Origin of the sequence: Arthrobacter bambusae (assembly GCF_030812595.1) — a bacterium.
Classification (GTDB): Bacteria; Actinomycetota; Actinomycetes; order Actinomycetales; family Micrococcaceae; genus Arthrobacter; species Arthrobacter bambusae_B.
This window is the reverse complement of sequence record NZ_JAUSSZ010000002.1, coordinates 360814-376512: the sequence shown is the minus strand read 5'-3', so window position 1 is coordinate 376512 and position 15699 is coordinate 360814. Positions and strand designations below refer to the sequence as shown.

General features: G+C 59.9%; 19 protein-coding genes. 13 read left to right on the top strand and 6 right to left on the bottom strand.

The window, feature by feature from the left end; translation table 11 throughout:
* Positions 1-197: 197 nt before the first annotated feature.
* The 7 genes from J2S96_RS05165 (at position 198) to J2S96_RS05135 (ending at position 4875) form a co-directional block, all read left to right on the top strand.
* Entirely contained in the window at positions 198-464 is a 267-nt protein-coding gene (locus J2S96_RS05165) for an uberolysin/carnocyclin family circular bacteriocin (protein ID WP_306860565.1), read from the top strand.
* Positions 465-489: 25 nt separating this feature from the next.
* Positions 490-1029 (top strand): stage II sporulation protein M, encoded by a 540-nt coding sequence (locus J2S96_RS05160; protein ID WP_306860564.1) that lies wholly within the window; start codon positions 490-492, stop codon positions 1027-1029.
* 10 nt (positions 1030-1039) lie between these two features.
* Positions 1040-1648 (top strand): hypothetical protein, encoded by a 609-nt coding sequence (locus J2S96_RS05155; RefSeq protein ID WP_306860562.1) that lies wholly within the window; start codon positions 1040-1042, stop codon positions 1646-1648.
* Between the two features lie 34 nt (positions 1649-1682).
* A complete protein-coding gene (locus J2S96_RS05150; protein ID WP_306860560.1) occupies positions 1683-2090 on the top strand; it encodes a hypothetical protein in 408 nt (135 codons plus the stop codon).
* 6 nt (positions 2091-2096) lie between these two features.
* Positions 2097-3626, top strand: coding sequence for a hypothetical protein (locus tag J2S96_RS05145; RefSeq protein ID WP_306860558.1), 1530 nt, complete (start codon positions 2097-2099; stop codon positions 3624-3626).
* On the top strand, positions 3578-4243 hold the full coding sequence (locus J2S96_RS05140; RefSeq protein WP_306860556.1) for an ABC transporter ATP-binding protein: 666 nt from the start codon (positions 3578-3580) through the stop codon (positions 4241-4243). The genes J2S96_RS05145 and J2S96_RS05140 overlap by 49 nt, the downstream gene beginning before the upstream one ends.
* A 194-nt stretch (positions 4244-4437) precedes the next feature.
* Positions 4438-4875, top strand: a complete 438-nt coding sequence (locus J2S96_RS05135; protein ID WP_306860555.1) for an NTF2 fold immunity protein — start codon at positions 4438-4440, stop codon at positions 4873-4875.
* 5 nt (positions 4876-4880) lie between these two features.
* Here J2S96_RS05135 and J2S96_RS05130 read toward each other — a convergent pair whose 3' ends face one another.
* The 3 genes from J2S96_RS05130 to J2S96_RS05120 all read right to left on the bottom strand — a co-directional run bounded on the left by J2S96_RS05130 (position 4881) and on the right by J2S96_RS05120 (position 8616).
* Positions 4881-7463 carry a LuxR C-terminal-related transcriptional regulator gene (locus J2S96_RS05130; protein WP_306860553.1) on the bottom strand — a complete coding sequence of 861 codons (2583 nt, stop codon included), beginning with the start codon at positions 7461-7463 and terminating at the stop codon, positions 4881-4883.
* Between the two features lie 632 nt (positions 7464-8095).
* Entirely contained in the window at positions 8096-8299 is a 204-nt protein-coding gene (gene cspE / locus J2S96_RS05125) for a transcription antiterminator/RNA stability regulator CspE (protein ID WP_028266315.1), read from the bottom strand.
* Positions 8300-8472: 173 nt separating this feature from the next.
* Positions 8473-8616 (bottom strand): hypothetical protein, encoded by a 144-nt coding sequence (locus tag J2S96_RS05120; protein WP_306860547.1) that lies wholly within the window; start codon positions 8614-8616, stop codon positions 8473-8475.
* Between J2S96_RS05120 and J2S96_RS05115 the strand changes: the two genes are divergently transcribed.
* Complete coding sequence (locus J2S96_RS05115; RefSeq protein WP_306860545.1) at positions 8615-9379, top strand: alpha/beta fold hydrolase; 765 nt, start codon at positions 8615-8617, stop codon at positions 9377-9379. The two genes, J2S96_RS05120 and J2S96_RS05115, sit on opposite strands and share 2 nt — an antisense overlap.
* Positions 9380-9431: 52 nt before the next feature.
* Here J2S96_RS05115 and J2S96_RS05110 read toward each other — a convergent pair whose 3' ends face one another.
* Both J2S96_RS05110 and J2S96_RS05105 read right to left on the bottom strand, forming a co-directional pair.
* A complete protein-coding gene (locus tag J2S96_RS05110) occupies positions 9432-9791 on the bottom strand; it encodes a VOC family protein (protein WP_306860543.1) in 360 nt (119 codons plus the stop codon).
* A 72-nt stretch (positions 9792-9863) separates the two neighbouring features.
* Complete coding sequence (locus J2S96_RS05105; RefSeq protein WP_306860541.1) at positions 9864-10616, bottom strand: GAF and ANTAR domain-containing protein; 753 nt, start codon at positions 10614-10616, stop codon at positions 9864-9866.
* 122 nt (positions 10617-10738) lie between these two features.
* Between J2S96_RS05105 and J2S96_RS05100 the strand changes: the two genes are divergently transcribed.
* The 4 genes from J2S96_RS05100 (at position 10739) to J2S96_RS05085 (ending at position 14155) form a co-directional block, all read left to right on the top strand.
* The gene (locus tag J2S96_RS05100; RefSeq protein WP_306860539.1) at positions 10739-11104 is read left to right on the top strand and encodes a TfoX/Sxy family protein; all 366 of its coding nucleotides are present in this window, start codon (positions 10739-10741) and stop codon (positions 11102-11104) included.
* A 1719-nt stretch (positions 11105-12823) separates the two neighbouring features.
* On the top strand, positions 12824-13126 hold the full coding sequence (locus tag J2S96_RS05095; RefSeq protein WP_306860537.1) for a hypothetical protein: 303 nt from the start codon (positions 12824-12826) through the stop codon (positions 13124-13126).
* A gap of 92 nt (positions 13127-13218) precedes the next feature.
* On the top strand, positions 13219-13449 hold the full coding sequence (locus J2S96_RS05090; protein ID WP_306860535.1) for a hypothetical protein: 231 nt from the start codon (positions 13219-13221) through the stop codon (positions 13447-13449).
* A gap of 223 nt (positions 13450-13672) precedes the next feature.
* A complete protein-coding gene (locus J2S96_RS05085; RefSeq protein WP_306860533.1) occupies positions 13673-14155 on the top strand; it encodes a hypothetical protein in 483 nt (160 codons plus the stop codon).
* Positions 14156-14295: 140 nt separating this feature from the next.
* Here J2S96_RS05085 and J2S96_RS05080 read toward each other — a convergent pair whose 3' ends face one another.
* Entirely contained in the window at positions 14296-14511 is a 216-nt protein-coding gene (locus J2S96_RS05080; protein WP_306860531.1) for a hypothetical protein, read from the bottom strand.
* A gap of 404 nt (positions 14512-14915) precedes the next feature.
* Between J2S96_RS05080 and J2S96_RS05075 the strand changes: the two genes are divergently transcribed.
* The gene (locus J2S96_RS05075) at positions 14916-15698 is read left to right on the top strand and encodes a GntR family transcriptional regulator (RefSeq protein WP_306860529.1); all 783 of its coding nucleotides are present in this window, start codon (positions 14916-14918) and stop codon (positions 15696-15698) included.
* Position 15699: the final 1 nt, after the last annotated feature.

Sequence of the window (15699 nt, the reverse complement as noted above, 5' to 3'; positions counted from 1 at the left end):
ACACGGAGATCGAGCTTGTTTACACTGAGAAACGGCCTTTTGCACACGGATTTTTCCGTTTTTTACACGTAGACGCCAATTTCACCGAGAGAATCTGAATCGTGGATGACCTTCCTTCGGGGAGGGTCACCGCTTTTCAAGGCCAGCGAATCCGTTGGCCGTTCTACTCGGGAAATGGGGTTGTAGTGGAATCAACAATGACTAAGAGGACCGGCCTTCAGGCTGCGGCTGCGGCGGCGCTGGCCGTGACCGGCATCTTCGGCGCGAGCTTGGCCGTTTCATGGATCGCGGGGTCCCTGGGCATTTCTGCCGCGGCGGCGTCCCAGATCATGCACGCAATCGAGGTCGGTGGCTGGGCTCTCGTTGTCATCGGCACGATCTTCGGGGCAGGAATCACGGGTGCTTTGATCGCAACGGCTCGAGGCATCCTCTTCCGCATCGGCAGGGCGCAAGCGGTCGCCTAAATCGATGCTTGCTAAGACAGCACGCGTGGTTGGGAGCATCCCTGGGTGGTTGCTCCCAACCACGGGCCTGGCCATGGCAGCCATAGCCGTCTTCGGCTATTCGGCCGTGGACGTGTCCTGGATCCGGGATGCGAGGGAGATGGGTGGGAGTCCCCTTTACAGCAAAGATTTCCTCCAGATCCTTGCGCGGAACCTCGGGGCAGCCCTGGTGCTTTATTCAGGGGTCGCGACCCTTGGGCTCACTACGCTCCTCGGAGCCGGAATCCTGGCGCTCTACGTCGGGGCGACGGTGTCCCTCGGGGTGCATTCGGTCGGGGGCGCCGGCCTGGTTGCCGACGTGATTTGGTATGTCCCGTTCGAGTTCTTCGGCCTCGTGATGGCGGCGACCGCCGGATTCCAGCCCGCCGCGGGCCTGGCGCGCAGGCTCCTGATGAAGAACGAGCCCGCAACAGTGAGGTCGTTCATCGACGACATGGCCCGTTCCCTCGGCACTTTGCTCATTGCGATCGCCCTGATAGTCCTCGGTGCCGCCATTGAGGCCATCGTGATCCAGCTGAAGACCTAAGGAGGATTTCATGACCAACTCGGAAGACGGCCGAGAGTCCGAGACCGTCATCAGCGTCGCGACGGTCGGAAAGTTGCGGCCCGAGCCATCCGCGCCCAGGAAATGGGTCCCCACGTCGCGCTCCCTGTGGGTCGCGGCCTACATACTCCTCATGGCTTTGGTAGCCCTGCGGCTTCCGCTGACCAGAAAGTACCTCAGCTCAAACGTTCCGGCGGACGTACGCTCAGAAATCGGCGACGATCGCCTGCTAAGTCTCTCCATGACGGTAGGCACCGTTTTGTTTTTCCTTGTCTACGCGGTGATCATCGCCTTGTATTTCTCTCTCGCGGCGTTCTTGGACAAACGGGTGATCCCGGGAAAATCGGTACTCGCGCGCCGCTTCAATATCGGGGCCTTCTTTGTGATCGCCATTCTCGCCACGATCCCCGTGAATCTCTTCAGCGTGGTCTTCGGCGTCATCCAACCGCGGGATGTGCCCGGGTACTGGGCTTATTTCCCCACCATGGCCGTTCTCGCGCTGGCGATCTTCTACCGGCATTGGCGCGAGTTTTCCACAGGCAGGAAGATCCTTGTTGTGCTTTCCGCAATGGGCCTGTCAACAATAGTCGCAATCGGCTGACCCCCTCAACCACCACCCACGGACAGAAATCTCAATGACTACTCAGCTCTACCGCCGTCTTCTAAGAATCGTGGGCCTCATGGTCGCTGCATTCTCCGCCATTTCCCTTTGCCTCATTTGGGCTTCTCCCGGGCCGGAGGGCCTCAAAAACATTGATCCGCTCGCCCTGAAGAACACGACGGTCGCCATACTTCTCATCTTCGGCGTGGCTGCACCCCTGATCGCGGCTTTCATCCCGACGCAGAAATGGCTACCGCTCAAGGCGGCCGTTTTCGCCGTCGCCGGCTTTGCGAACGCGGCGGCCCTCAGCCCGGTAATAGTCGTCCCGTTCCAGGGAACGACGTCGGCAGTCGCCGTCGTGGGTGCGCTCGGACTTGCTGTCCTCACCATGGTGGCCTTCATGGACTCGGTCCAGAAGAAGAGCCCGCGGAGCAAGTTCTAAGCCCTGATGAGGACCAATGTCTCTCCCATCGACGTAGCGGGCCAGGTGTCGAACGCCGGTGTTCATGCTGCGTCGGTCCGGCGGTCCGATTACCGGATCCTGCGGGACTTCCGGGCGTTCGAAATCGTCAATGCGTTGCGTTTGCCGCTCACGCTGGACGGCTTCAGGGCCCTTGCGACCTTCGGATCGATAGCCTTGATGGTGCTTGGAACCATGGTGTTCGCGTCCACTCTGTCTGTTCTTCGCGAAGGCCCGCTCCGCGATGACACGACGGCTGTGCTCAATGGCGGATTCCTTGCGATCCTCTACTCCGCCGTCGCAACGGTTCTCACCGAGGTCGTTTCAAGCCGACGGCTGGCAGTCTCCGGGGCTCCGCACTTGGACCTCTTCCGGGCGCTGGAACTTCCCCTCCGGCAGGTCGTCGTGAGGTACGGCCTGATCCCGGCCCTCCGCCGCACGGGACTACTTTGGTATTCGGCCGCGGTATTCCTCATGGTCCTTTTCGAGGAAACCTCGAGCTACCTCAGCATCGTGGTGGCCTCGGTCTCCGTCCTGGCCCTCGCCTCCTGCGCGTGCGTCTACTGCGTTCTCCATTTCGCTTCGACGCCTGCACGACGGATAGGCCTCCGTTGGCTGTACTGCTTCTTGGCCCTCACCCTCGGATTGTTGCTCGGGGCTGCCACCGGCTTCCTCGTTCCCCGGTTTTCTGGACTTGGTGGCTTCGCCGAGGACCCCGCGCGCTTTTTGCCGGTGTTGTGCCTGCTGGCGGCCGTGGGGTCAGGGGTATTGATCCTGCTCAGCATCCGCGCGTGGCTCCGTCTCAGCTACCGCAAGATTTCTTTGGGCGCAGAGCGGGGCGGAAAGCAAGGGGCTAGGACAAGCTTCGGGCTATTCGTTGTCATGGATCTGCTGAGCAGCAAACAAGGCTCAGTGATCACCACCATCGTCCTCGCTTGGATCACCATCGTTGGGATCCTCCTGGGAGCCAGGGGCGTACTCCCCCTGCATTCGGCCCTCAGTGGCGGGGACCTGCAGAAATCCTTGATCGGTATTGCAGTCCTCGTGAGCCTGGGAATCACGGAACCGATGCTTAACCGGATCGGGCCCACAGCAAAGCTCTACCATTACCGCTTTGCCTGGGAGAACGGCTTCCCTGCCACTGCGATCATCGTCCGGCTCGTCGGGATCTACATTATGGCGGGGGCGGCCATCGGTGGATTCGTCTTCCTCGGGGCGCTTCTCGCCTTGGAGATTCCGGTTCCCGGTGCTGTCTTCGCGGGCATGATCGTGGCAGCGTCCGGAGTCGTCGCGGAATCACTCTCGCGGCCGCCCACCACCACAGACGGCACCAAATCCAACGATGTGATGGATGCCCTTGTCACGCTTCTCCTGATTTCGCCTTGTTCGCTCGTCCTCGTTGTCAGCCCCGAGTTCAGCACCGTGCTGTTGTTGGGCTATTCCATCCTTTTGACCCTGGGAGCCGCCGTATGCCTGCGCCAACGTCTTTTGCGACTTCAATCGAACTTGATTCCGTAACCGCCGGCTACCGCCAGGGCACCCCGGTCCTGGACGGGTTAAGCCTCAGCATGAACGAGCCGGGGCTCTACCGGGTGGCTGGCAGTAATGGCAGCGGGAAGTCGACGCTCCTGGAGCTCATCAGCGGCTTCCTCCAGCCTTGGGCCGGAAGCGTCCGCCTTTGCGGTATCGACGCCGGCTCGCCTGATGCGCGGCGCGTACGCAGCGTTTGCCGTACGGCGCCGGCGCTCTACCCATCCATGACCGTTCACGATCATCTCGCTCTTGCGGCCCGCAGCCGTCAGGTCGGCCCGGACGCCGGGCTCGCCCGACTGGCGAGATATGGCTTGGAGGACTGGGCGGAGCAACCCGTCTCCATGCTGTCGACGGGCAACATCCGGAAGCTCTGGCTGCTCATGTGCACTGTCGCCGATACCCCTGTGGTCGCCATCGATGAGCCGTTCAACGGCATGGACGTTCAGGGCATCGATGCCTTGATCGGCGAGCTCACTGAGTGGGCACAGCACAAAGTGGTGGTTCTTGTCTCCCACACGGTTCCGGATCAGCTAACCATTAGCCATTCCTTCGTGTTCAAGCGAACCGAGGCGGAGCCGGCGTCGGGGACAGTGGCTGAGTAGTTCCGATCCGCACACCTACACGGGTTCTAGACCTGCCGGAGTAGGTGTTGGGCGGCAATAGGACCAGCCACCACCTAATCGGCGCAAATCTGCCACTCAATCTAATGAATTCGAACACCTAGTGTCCGCAGCCGCACCTACCTTGATTATTAGTTCGATCGAAATACCGAGAGGCGGTTGGGAAATTGATGTCCTTGGATCCTCGTAGCGAGTCAAATGGCCCGGCGGTGAGGGCGTTCGTCGATTTCGTCGACGCCATGCATGCCTGGGAGATGAGGAACTATTTGGTGATCGCGCCTTTACTGGAGAAGCGCAAGGCCGTTGTCAAGGAAATGGACGACGCGCAGCGCGAGCTCGCGGGAATCTTCGCGCAGCATCTGGTTCCCGGTAGTTGCGATCGTCGCCGAATGGATTCGGGTGGGATAGGTTATCCGCCCACGTACGATGCGGACCGTGATGTCATCAAACTGGAAAAGGCTATCCCTGGCGAGGTGACGTTCCGCTACGCGCAGACGACACGGCCCAAGTCGAAACTGCGTTTCACCATGAAGAGAACTGGCAATACGTGGCGCGTGCACAGCGGTGAAATCTTTGATGCGAGGCGCTCAAAGTGGCTCCCGTTTGTGATCTAGCCGGCTCACTCGGAAAGTCGCTTCGCGCGGAACGGGGACGAATCCCGGACAAGGTCAAAGAGGGCGGTGCGGGACGGGCTTCCCGTCTTGCGCAGCGCGTTGGAGATGTGGCTTTCCACGGTCCTGATACTGATGCCCAGGTGCTCGGCGATCTCGGGGTTGGAGCGATGACCGGCCAGGGCTGCGATCTCAATTTCCCGGACGGTCAAGGGTGAGTAGCTTCCGGAACTAAAGGCGACGGGTTCGTCCGCCGAGGGAAATCGCGTCGCGAACATGGAGTAGGCCCGGTCCATTGCGGCGGCACCGACGGTGTCATCCACGAAGGCATGGCGCTTGAAGGCACCGCGGAGCAGCATCCGCACCTGGTAGAAATCGCCGTCAGGCTCGTAATGCTCAAGCAGCACGTCTAGCGTTTGGTGGTCTTCCTCTACTACCGCTGCAGCAATTGCTACAAGCTGATCATGTGAAGTGGGGGCGTACTCCCTCAAGGTCTGCCGAAGGAGTTCGAGAACCTTGCGGCCAGGGAGCAGGCAAGTGAAAAACAATGCGGAATAGATTGCCTCCAGAACATAGCCACGTTCGAGCTGCCGTTGAATGAGGTTGGCGGCTTTCGCGTCGAATACGGCCGGAATGAGCGGCCGCGCGGCGACGAGCTCGTAGACTCCTCTCGCGGTGCCGGGGAGCGGGCCGATGTCTTCAGCTTCGCGCCGCGCCTGGGTGGCAAGGGTCGCTGCAGGCAAGATCGCGGACGTCGCCGTCCTCAGTCCTGCAAGCCTGAGCATGGCGTCGTACAGGGAATCCACCAGGAAGCCCGGCCGGCCCAATGCAAAGATATTGCCCATGAGGTACTCGGCATCGTCGAAATAGCCGCGGTAGATCAGGCCTTGGGCGGCCGCATAGCTCGTGGACACCATCCCGAATTGGTCCAGCTTGCGGCGGGCCTCTGTGCGCTGCTCAAGCGCAAAGACAATTGACTCGTCAATGCGGCCCGAGCTGAACAAGGCCATTCCGCGGATGAACGGTTCGATTCCGGGGATGCCCCTTAACCCAGCGGAATTGTCGATGGCTTTGAGCGCGCCGGAAGGGTTGAACCGGTAGAGTTCCAGGATGCCCCGAATGCTGGATATGACGCCGGCCTGCGGGTGAGGATCGGGTAGGCGGGCGAAGATCTCGTCGAGATCCTGCGGCATTCGATCGTAGGACGCCACAAGGAAAAGTTCCGCCGCCTCGGCCTCGGCGGACCATTCGGGACGTTCCTTCCCGAAGCTCCTGAGTGCATCGGCTGCAGCATCGAGCCCTTTGCCCTGATGGATCGCCCAAAGTGCTTTGGTAAAAGCCAGGAACAGGAGATCGCACGATTGTCCATTCGAGGTCGGGGTGTGGGCAAACACGCGCTCGATTCTCGCTGCGTCAACAGGCGAGCCCCAGTAGACGCTCAGAAGTGCTACCGCATTGGCTACCGATCTGTCGGCATCCCACATCTCGTAGCGCTGTCGCTCCAGAACGGAGATCTGCTCGTGGAAATGGCGGGCCATGGCAGCGTCGGCGGTGCTCCGTTCGAGGCGCAGCGCCGCCAGAACCCTCATCAGCGAATCGGCCGAGTTGGCGTCAATGTGGGATTCCTGCGGCAAACCACTCAGCGCTCGTGTGATTCGGCTCTTCAGGACCTTCCTGGCTGTGAGCACTCTTTGACCACGGAAATAGTCGACCAAGACAGGCGGGGTGATCACGGCGCTGACAGTGTCGTGGCGATCCTCCATGACGGAAATCAGGCCGCGCTGTTCGAGCCTGTCGAGGACGTCGGAATGGACCACCTGTTGCAGCACATCAAGGGGCGCCGTCCCGGCGATTGCCATTGCCTGAAGGCCCGTGAGCTCGTCCGGTTGAAGTCCTTCGAGGAGGGATTCCACCGTGCCATGGAGGTGCTCATTCCACAGGGTTTCGCCTGTCATGTGCCATTGACCGTGGCGGAGGACAATCAAGCCACTGAGGGAAGCAGTTTCAGCGATGCGAACCACGAGCCGGGGGTTCCCTGCCGATTTCGTCAGGATCCGGGCAGTGGTGTCTGTGTCCGCGGGAGCTCCCAGGATGTCGGTGATGAGCTCGTTCACCTGCTCGTAGCGAAGCGGATTCAGGTGGACCCTGGCTTCGGGCCCCGGGCTGAGCACCGCAGCTTGCCCCATCGAGTAGATGGATGACTCGCTCATCGTGAAGATCATGGGCCGTTTGGTCCTAAGCCGGACAGCATCCAGAACCGCTACGGTCTCCGCGTCGACGAACTCAAGATCATCGATTACGAGCACCCGTTCCCCCGGCCGTGAGAGCCGGCCTGCCAGGGTGTCGGCCACACCCAGGACTCCCAATTGGCCAATTCGAATATCAAGGCTAAGGCTGTGTATTCCAGCAAATGGTATTCCGCGATGTGAGCGGAGACCCGAAATGGAGTAAACCGTTGCCCCGGTCTTTTCGAGATCGGCGATGGCTTTTTGCGCGACACTCGTGCGGCCGCTGCCCGGCGCCCCGACAATTCGAACCATCATTCCGCGGGCAACGTAGTCGAGCGTTCGCCGAACTTCCTGATCGAACACTCGCGATCCAACTTTCTCTGATGCGCTCATCCAACGCTCTCCGGGCCGAAGGCGGTGCAAGGTCCAGACGATTCAACTGTTCCCGCCCAAGGCCGGGCGTCGGAAGCGCCTTCCGGGCACCTCCACCGAATTTCGCCAGGTGCGCTGACGAAGTTCGTTCCAAGGGCAACCGTAGATTCCAAAAAGGCCATCTAAGTGGTGTTTTGGCGAAACTCAGTGTGCGCGAGACGTCGTCTACGTGTGCTGACGTGGGGTTTTACTTCCCATCTACGTGTGCGCCAGAGAAAACTCAGTGTTCCCCCGGCGTCCAAGGTGGTGAGGTTTGGCAGCGGATTCTCCATGGCCCTCCTGGTGGTGGTCTCTGGTTTCGACGCTACGGGGGCTTCGCGGCCACCTCTAGGCCGAACTTCGCGCATGTGGATATGTATTCGAATCTTAGTTTCTCCATCCGAATATATGTTCTAGTGGGGGCGCATGGCTGAGCGACAACGAAAATTCCTGGCGCTACGCGAATTCCGGTAGCGTCAGGAATTTAGCGCACCACTAGGAAATTTGCGCGTCGCTCAACCTACGAATAAGCACAAAAAAGCAGGGCCGGTCATTGACCGGCCCTGCTTTTTGAAATCCGAAGCTTAGAGAGCCTGGATGTTTACTGCCTGGGGACCCTTGGGGCCCTGCTCGACGTCGAAGGAAACCTTCTGGTTCTCTTCGAGGGAGCGGTAGCCGCCCGAGTTAATTGCGGAGTAGTGAGCGAAAACGTCCTGGCTGCCATCTTCCGGGGAGATGAAGCCGAAGCCCTTTTCGGAGTTGAACCACTTGACGATACCTGTAGCCATTTTTTCAGTTTCCTTACTGAAGGTGGAGGTTGTCCCGACTGTCGGGCCTCCGGTGTGGGGTGTTCTCCACCGTTACTTCAGAAGGTCGCGGTTGATGAACCGCGGGAACTGCCTGAACTACCAAATGCCAAACACAACAACAGCTACAAGCATACAGGCCTTTCGGCGGATGGCTAGTCTTTGTCGAAATCCTTCATCTGGCGCACGCCGCCAACTGCGTTTCCTGCGGTCTCCCGCAAATTACCCGCTAGGGTCATTCCAGCGGACTCCGGGATCTCCCCTTCTTTCCCGCACCAACCGGCGTAGAGTTCCGCCATGAAGCCGATTCAGGTCGTCCTTCTTCCTGGGAGCGTCCTTCCCGCCCAACCAGCCTTCGGCGCCCTGATCGAAGCGCTGGGTCCCGACGTCGACGCCGTCGCGAAGGAGCTGGAACTGTACGACGGCGACGAGCCGCCGCCGGGCTGGAGCCTGGACACCGAGGTCGACGGTGTGCTCCGCGAAGCCGATGCACGGGGCTGGGAGACATTCCATTTGCTCGGCTATTCGGGAGGCGGAGCCGCCTCTTTGGCATTCGCTGCCAAGCATCCGGGCCGGCTGCTTAGCCTCGCGCTCCTGGAGCCCGCGTGGGCGGGACGTTGGGACTGGAGTCCGGCACACGCCCAAGTCTGGAAGGAATATGAAGCCCTGGAAACACTGCCGCCTGATCAGTTCATGGCAGCGTTCATGAGGCTGGGAGTGAAGCCCGACGTCGTCCTGTCGCCCCCGCCCGAGGGTGGACCCCCGCCGTGGATGGCCAAGCGGCCGACCGGGATCAGGGCATTTCTGCAGGACTTCAAGACTTACGATCTGGAGAGGGCTCGACTCGCTGCGTTTGATCGCCCAGTGTTCTTTGTCCTCGGCGGCCTGAGCAATCCTGACGACTATGGCGAGGTTGCCGAGCGGCTGTCCACGGTGTTCCCGGACTTTCGCCTCGAAATGATCCCGGACCGTCACCACTTCGATCCCCCGCACCGAACCGAACCCGACCGGCTTGCCGCGCTGCTGCGGGACCATTGGGAACGAGCGGAGCGGGTTATTTGAGGCGAACGGGCTGCCCTGGCAAAGCACCCGACGGAGTCATCAGCCCAGGTAATCAGTCCAGGCAGAGGCACAAAGGGTGACCGGCCGGGTCGAAGAAGACCCGGAATGAGGTACCGGGCTGGTGTTCGTGTTTAGTCGCGCCGAGCTCGAGCACAGCCGCCTCGGCCGTATCAAGGTCGTCGACCACGAGGTCGAGGTGCATCTGCTGCGGAACATCTTGGCCAGGCCATTGTGGCGGATTGAAGGACTCTACTTTTTGGAAGGCCAGCGAGTCGCCGTACTCGGCGCGGATAGACCACCAGTCGTCGTCGTTCCGCTCGATTTTCCATTCGAGCAGGGCGCTGTAGAACTCGGCCAAGGTCTTGGGATCGGGACAGTCGAGGACCACGACCGGGAAGCGTGCGATAGCCATGGCCAACACTCTAGGACCGTTTCCGGAGGATCGCATCAGTTCCTGTGCTTGGAAGACTGCGCCCTACTGCTCCTACCCGTCGAAGTGGGTTTGGATGCTGTTCCCGGAGAGCCCTTCGATCAGTTCGGTTGCTACGTCCCGAAGTTTGCGGTTGCGGTTGCTCGAAACCCTCGTGAGGATTTCCATCGCTTCTGCCTGCGAGCATCGGTTTTGCGCCATGATGACACCGCAAGCCAGGTCGATGGCGGTCCTGCTTTGCATGGCCGATTCCAAATCCTCCGCCCGGTGGTGGGCGGCATCAATGCGCACGGACAAGTGGAGTATGTCGCGGGCACCAGCGGCAAAGCCCACGGCCTTATCGAAGACATCTTGGGTGAACACGCCTGGCCTGGATGCGAAAAAGTTCAGCGCGGCACTGGCGTCGTCGCTGATTTCCATGGGAATTCCCAATGAGCTGTGAACGCCCATTGCGGCAAATTTTTTGGTGAGCTCGGGCCAGCGGGAATCGATCGAACCGTCGTCGATGATCACAGGTGACATTTCCCGGAGTGCCTTGATGCAGGGACCGTCACCGATGGCCTGCTCAAGACGGTCAAGCTCAAGGGCGCGCCCGCTGCTGCCCGCTGCGGTGAGGGGCCGGCGTCGGACCTTGACGGTGACTGCGCATTCGATCTCGTCATCGGAAGCTTCTGAAATCGCGGCCGCAGCGAGCTTAGAGAGCCCGGTAAGGAATTCAGACGCATTCTGTGCGCCTACCAAGACAGATTGAAGGTCCAAAATTCCTTGAACCTGGTCTGCAGGTTCATTTTGCGGTGCACTCGACATTTTCCCATCTTACTGTCCGCAATTGACGAGGAATACGGTGCCGAACGCTGGCAGCCCGCGTCCCGCCGTCGTATGCTGCATGCAGTCCTAGGCTTTTCGATCTCCTATCACGGAGCAGACACGTGCAGATACCCAAACCGTCCGACGCCGACAAAGACCGGTTCCGCGCGGTGGTGCCTGAAAACCCGGACGTTGTGGTCAAACCGATGTTCGGCAATCTGGGGGCCTTCGTCAACGGCAACATGTTCGCGGGACTGTTCGGCCCTCGGATCGGCGTCAGGCTTTCCGACGCCGACAAGGCAGCCATCGAGTCCGAGCACGAGACACTTCCGTTCGGCCCGGAAGGGCGCGCAATGGGAGGCTACGTCGGCTTGCCCGAAGCCTGGGATGACAACGAAGAACAAACAGCGGAATGGGTCGAGAAGGCTTTCACCTACGTTGCAACTCTTCCGCCGAAAGCCGCGAAACCGCGTTCGTCGAAGAAGTAACTGCCGCTACGGTTCGCCACCGATACGCGCAACGCGGGCACCTCAAAATCGGGAAGTGTGGTCTTCAATCAGTCCGCTTGCTGCGATCTCACGGAAGGCATAGATCCCGCGGGCTGCAGCGTCCGTGTCACGGAAAGGAATGGAGACGGCAAGCTCTTCTCCGAATTCATCAATCAGCCGCACCCTGCAGCTACCCCCGCTGTCAGTGAACAATTCAAAGTGTCCCGCCATCAGAGAAGGTCTTCCCGACGGCGTCTTGGAGCACGTTTGCGAGGGGCTGTAGCCGGGGTTTCGCTGGGCGGTTGATGATTTCCTGATTCCCGCCGCCGCTTTAGTTCGCTCGTAACAAGAGCCAGCAACGCCTGGGCTGGTTCGGAGAGCTGGTGAGTTGCGGCAAAGTGGGCTATTTCGTCGCAGTGAAGAAGCACGAGACGGATCCGTTCCAGTTCGCGCGAGGGCACTGATGGCCAACGCCGAAACAGTTGTTGAACTGCGCTTTGCCTAGGCGCGTAGCCACGCCAAGGTTCACTGGAAGGGTCCGGCGTCCACGTCGCACCCAGCGGTGCAGGGCCCAGACCGGGGTGGCCAGTCTTTTGACCATGGAGATGGGGGTGACTGGGCTGAATCGGCGCCATGTCTGACCTCCTCGTACTAAATCGAGAACGCCAGCTGCATGACCGATACCAGCATATAAAAAGTGACTTACGTCATGTCAACCGATTTGAATTTATTTCGGCAGGCTACGGCGGTGGCGCAGCGGTCGATAAACTGAGAGTACGCTCACGGTTAGGGGAACAATGCGAACAGCCGAACCTGTCATCATCTGCCTCCTTGCGGCAGCGGCATCATTCGCATTTGCAGGGACCAGCACCCCCGCTACGTTTCTCGGCTGGATCAGTGGCTTTATTCTCTTGATCCTCGCCCTCTCCTGCGCACAAGATCATCATCGCGCTGAGGACCTGCCGTTGGGGAGACTAGCGAGATTCCCCGACGACAGTTTTCGTCCGAGGCCACGAGAGTCCACCAACTACGGCTGCTGCACCCGCCGAAACAAGGTTCGTCCACCACGGCCATTTTGATTCCGATATCGAATCCAAGGCAACGAGGATCACCAGGGTCGAAACTCCGGTAATTACGGCAGCCGCGAATTTTTCATAATCACTTCGGATTCCGGTCAGGCGACACACCGAAAAGGTCAGGACGGCAATGATGCAACCCGACACGGCACCGACCGACGCACCACCGAGGCTCGCGAGTACCGCCACGCCCAAGCCGCTGGGTCCTCCCAGGAGAAGAACCACGAATACATACGCGCATCCGAACCCGGCCCCGAACAATAATCCCCTGGTTACTGTTCTGTTCAATGTTTTCTCCGTCTCTCGCGAGCGTTCGGAATGGCCGTAAATACCCAAAATTTATCGTCGCCGTCATGATTCGGTTCAGGAAGTGGTTCCAGTAATGGGATCGTAACTTTCTTTGTTCCTCGGATCGCTGAACTGGTTACCAGTTGTTCGAGTGCGTCGTCCAGCTGACGGCACGAGGCCTCAGCAATCGTCGACTGTGCGGGCGATTGGAATGGCGACTACGGGCTCGGGAACACGGAGAAGGCCGCTTTCGCACACTGAGATTGGCTCTTTTCACACGGATTTTTGGTGAAATCACACTGAGATTCGGGGCATCGCACACGGAGACGCCCACGGCGGGGCTTATTTTGCTGTGATGAAACTTCTACAGGGCAACGGTGTCACCGTCGTGGAGACGGATCTCTCAGTAGCGTTGAGTCCAGCTAATCCGGTCATCCCGGACGCCAACTCCTGGGCTACACCTCTATTCGGTATCGTCTACTTGGTCCTGGTAGTTATCGCGCTCGCTTCACTGACGGCGTCAAAGTGGATTTCTACACCCGTCAAGGTCGTAGTAGCAGTGGCGATTCTGGCGTTGCCCTTAGTGGGCGCCATCGCATGGGTTGCTTACTCGCTGGTGCGGCAGCGGCTTACACGGAACAAGTACGAAAACTCGTAGCCCGGTGGTTGTAAGAAGACCTGTCCAGATTGCCATCCCGGGTCATCCCCAGTTGCAGAGATTGCCGGGAAACAAGGCATAGGAGTTGGGAAATGATCACCGCAGAAGAAACCCGACACGTAATGCTTCACGGTTGGAGCGGCTGGCTGACGCTCGCAATAGCGCTCCTGGGCGTAGCCATGATTTTCATTGGCCCCGTTCGCGAGTTGCTCGGCCCGCTGTGGGTCGGATACCCGGCCATAGCGTTTGGTTACATCTTTATTGGTGTCCCGGCGATTCACCGTTACCGGCTAAGAAAGTCCGGTCAGGACAGCTCACTTTAGGGTCATCAGTTGAAAGTTCTAACTCTCACCGCTGCCGTAATGCTCTTGATCGTTGCCATCATTTCTTTCGTCGGCAATCAGGCCACGTGGGTGCTCTCCCTGGCGGCATCCGCGGCGAGTCTTGCGACATGGTTTGTCTATAGGAGGCAAGCAAAGTGAACGCCTGGGACCGGACTTGGTCCGACGAGGGCGGTCCCAGTAGGACGAGGCATTCGGAGGAAACATGGTGATATCGGAGGCCCACCTGGCGCGCCGTTCCAAAGGCCTGATCTGGGGAATAGTCGGCGCGTCAGTCGTTGTCGTAGTGGTGTCGGCCATGGTCTCGGGAATCGTGTTGCCCGGGCTCGTCCTAGCTGCCGGCATCGTCGCCTTGACCTGGGCGATTGTTCGGGCGACTGTCTCCGTGGCCATAACCGGGGAGAAAATCGTCCTACGCTGCGCGCCGTTCTATTCAACCGAAGTACCGATCTCAGACGTTTTGGCCGTAACGACGGCCGAGGACACAACCCTCTCCGACGGATATGGCTTCCAGGTCATGGGCAAGAACACCCGAGGCCTGCTGGTGGGAGGGCCTGCAGTTGCATTTGAAACGAACAACCGCCGATGGATCGTCTCAACCGCCCATCCGGAAGAAGTTGCATCAACAATCCAGGATCAAATTGAAACTAAGCGAATAAGTCGCGATCCAGTGAAGCAGGAGCCGTGAAATGATCCGAACGCCTGGCAACAGCCGAACCCGGGTTCGGCCAGCGCATGAGGCGCGAGCTGGACGCCTGCATTGCCGCCGCCGCGATCGAAAGCCGTGAACCCGCGCTCGTCGATGGAATGATCGAATGGCCGCTACTCCTAAGGTGCCCGTCTTCTGAGCACAATGAGCCAAGTAATGGATCCGGCAATCACCAGGATGCTCCCCAGCCAGAGGGCCGCCTGCAGTGGTGGGGTTGCCTCTGTCAGATTGGCAGCGTCAATCTCAAATGTCCGCACTGTCCACATCACGGATACGACGGAAAAGACTACAAGACCAAGCGCACCTATGATGATGGGGGCTGTTCGGTTACTCATTTCGTCCTTACTTCCGTGCTACCAATTGCACCGGTACCAGATGAAGTCAACCGGGTCGGTCACGACTCGGCGCCAACCCTCCAGATCCCAAGTCACTTCATTCAGGCAATGGGGTGGCACGAGGGCCGAGTTTGACGTAAAGAGGCTAGGGCTGGATTTGCCATCTAAGTGGTGAGACAACGAAAAATACGTGCAAAAATGGCCAATCTACGTGTAATAAAGGCGCCATCTACGTGTCACAAAGGAGCGTCTACGTGTTCAAGAACGAAACACGTAGCCGGCTGCCCAACTCGCTGCAGCTAGCATCGCCACTGTGCCTTTGCCTTGCAGGCCCCACTTGTCCAACAAGCCCGTACCACTTGCTACGCTGAGATTCCCCGAACAATACGCAAGCGAGGCATAACGTGCACGACGACGCCGTCCGGTTCCTGTCCCAGCCGGTAGAGGCCCAGCCCGGCTCGCCGCTACGCGTTGTCGTTTACTCACGGATCGCCGAAGCCATCCGCAACAACCTCCTGCACCCCGGCTCCATGCTCCCGACTGAAACCGAGCTCGGCACGGACATGAAGGTCAGCCGAACCGTGGTCCGCGAAGCACTGATGCTGCTCGAGGAAGATGGCCTCATCAGAGCCCGACGCGGCGTCGGCCGGTTCGTCGCCGATACCCTCCCCCGCATCGGCATCGAACGCATCCGTCCCTTCGAGGAAGTCCTCGGCGGCCCAGGCAAGCACGTGGAAATCAAGCGCACCCAGGTAGTGAAGCAGCCCGCGTCCGAGTTTGCAGCCCCCGGCGTCGGGATCAACCCAGGCGACGACTGCTGGCTCTGGGAGTCCGTCCTGATCCGAGACGGCGAGCCAATCGCCCAACTGCAGGAAAACATCTCCGCCCTCCCGGTCAGCTTCGCCGGCGGTGCCGTCGCGCCTCTGGAAATAGACGACGACGGCGGCACCACCTTGCTTGCCGCACTCAACAAAGCGGCGGGAAACAGGTTGGGGCCGGGTGAGTGCCAGATCGGCCTCAGCCAAGTCGGCCCGAGCCGCGCCAAGTTACTGGACTTGCGAGCCTCGGACCCGGTCCTGGTTTTGACCCAATACGTCCGGCACGCGAACCGGCCGTTCTACCTGGCCAAGTGCCTCATCGCGGACCGCGCCGGCCACCTCTCGGTGATGCAAACACTGCAGTCTTAGC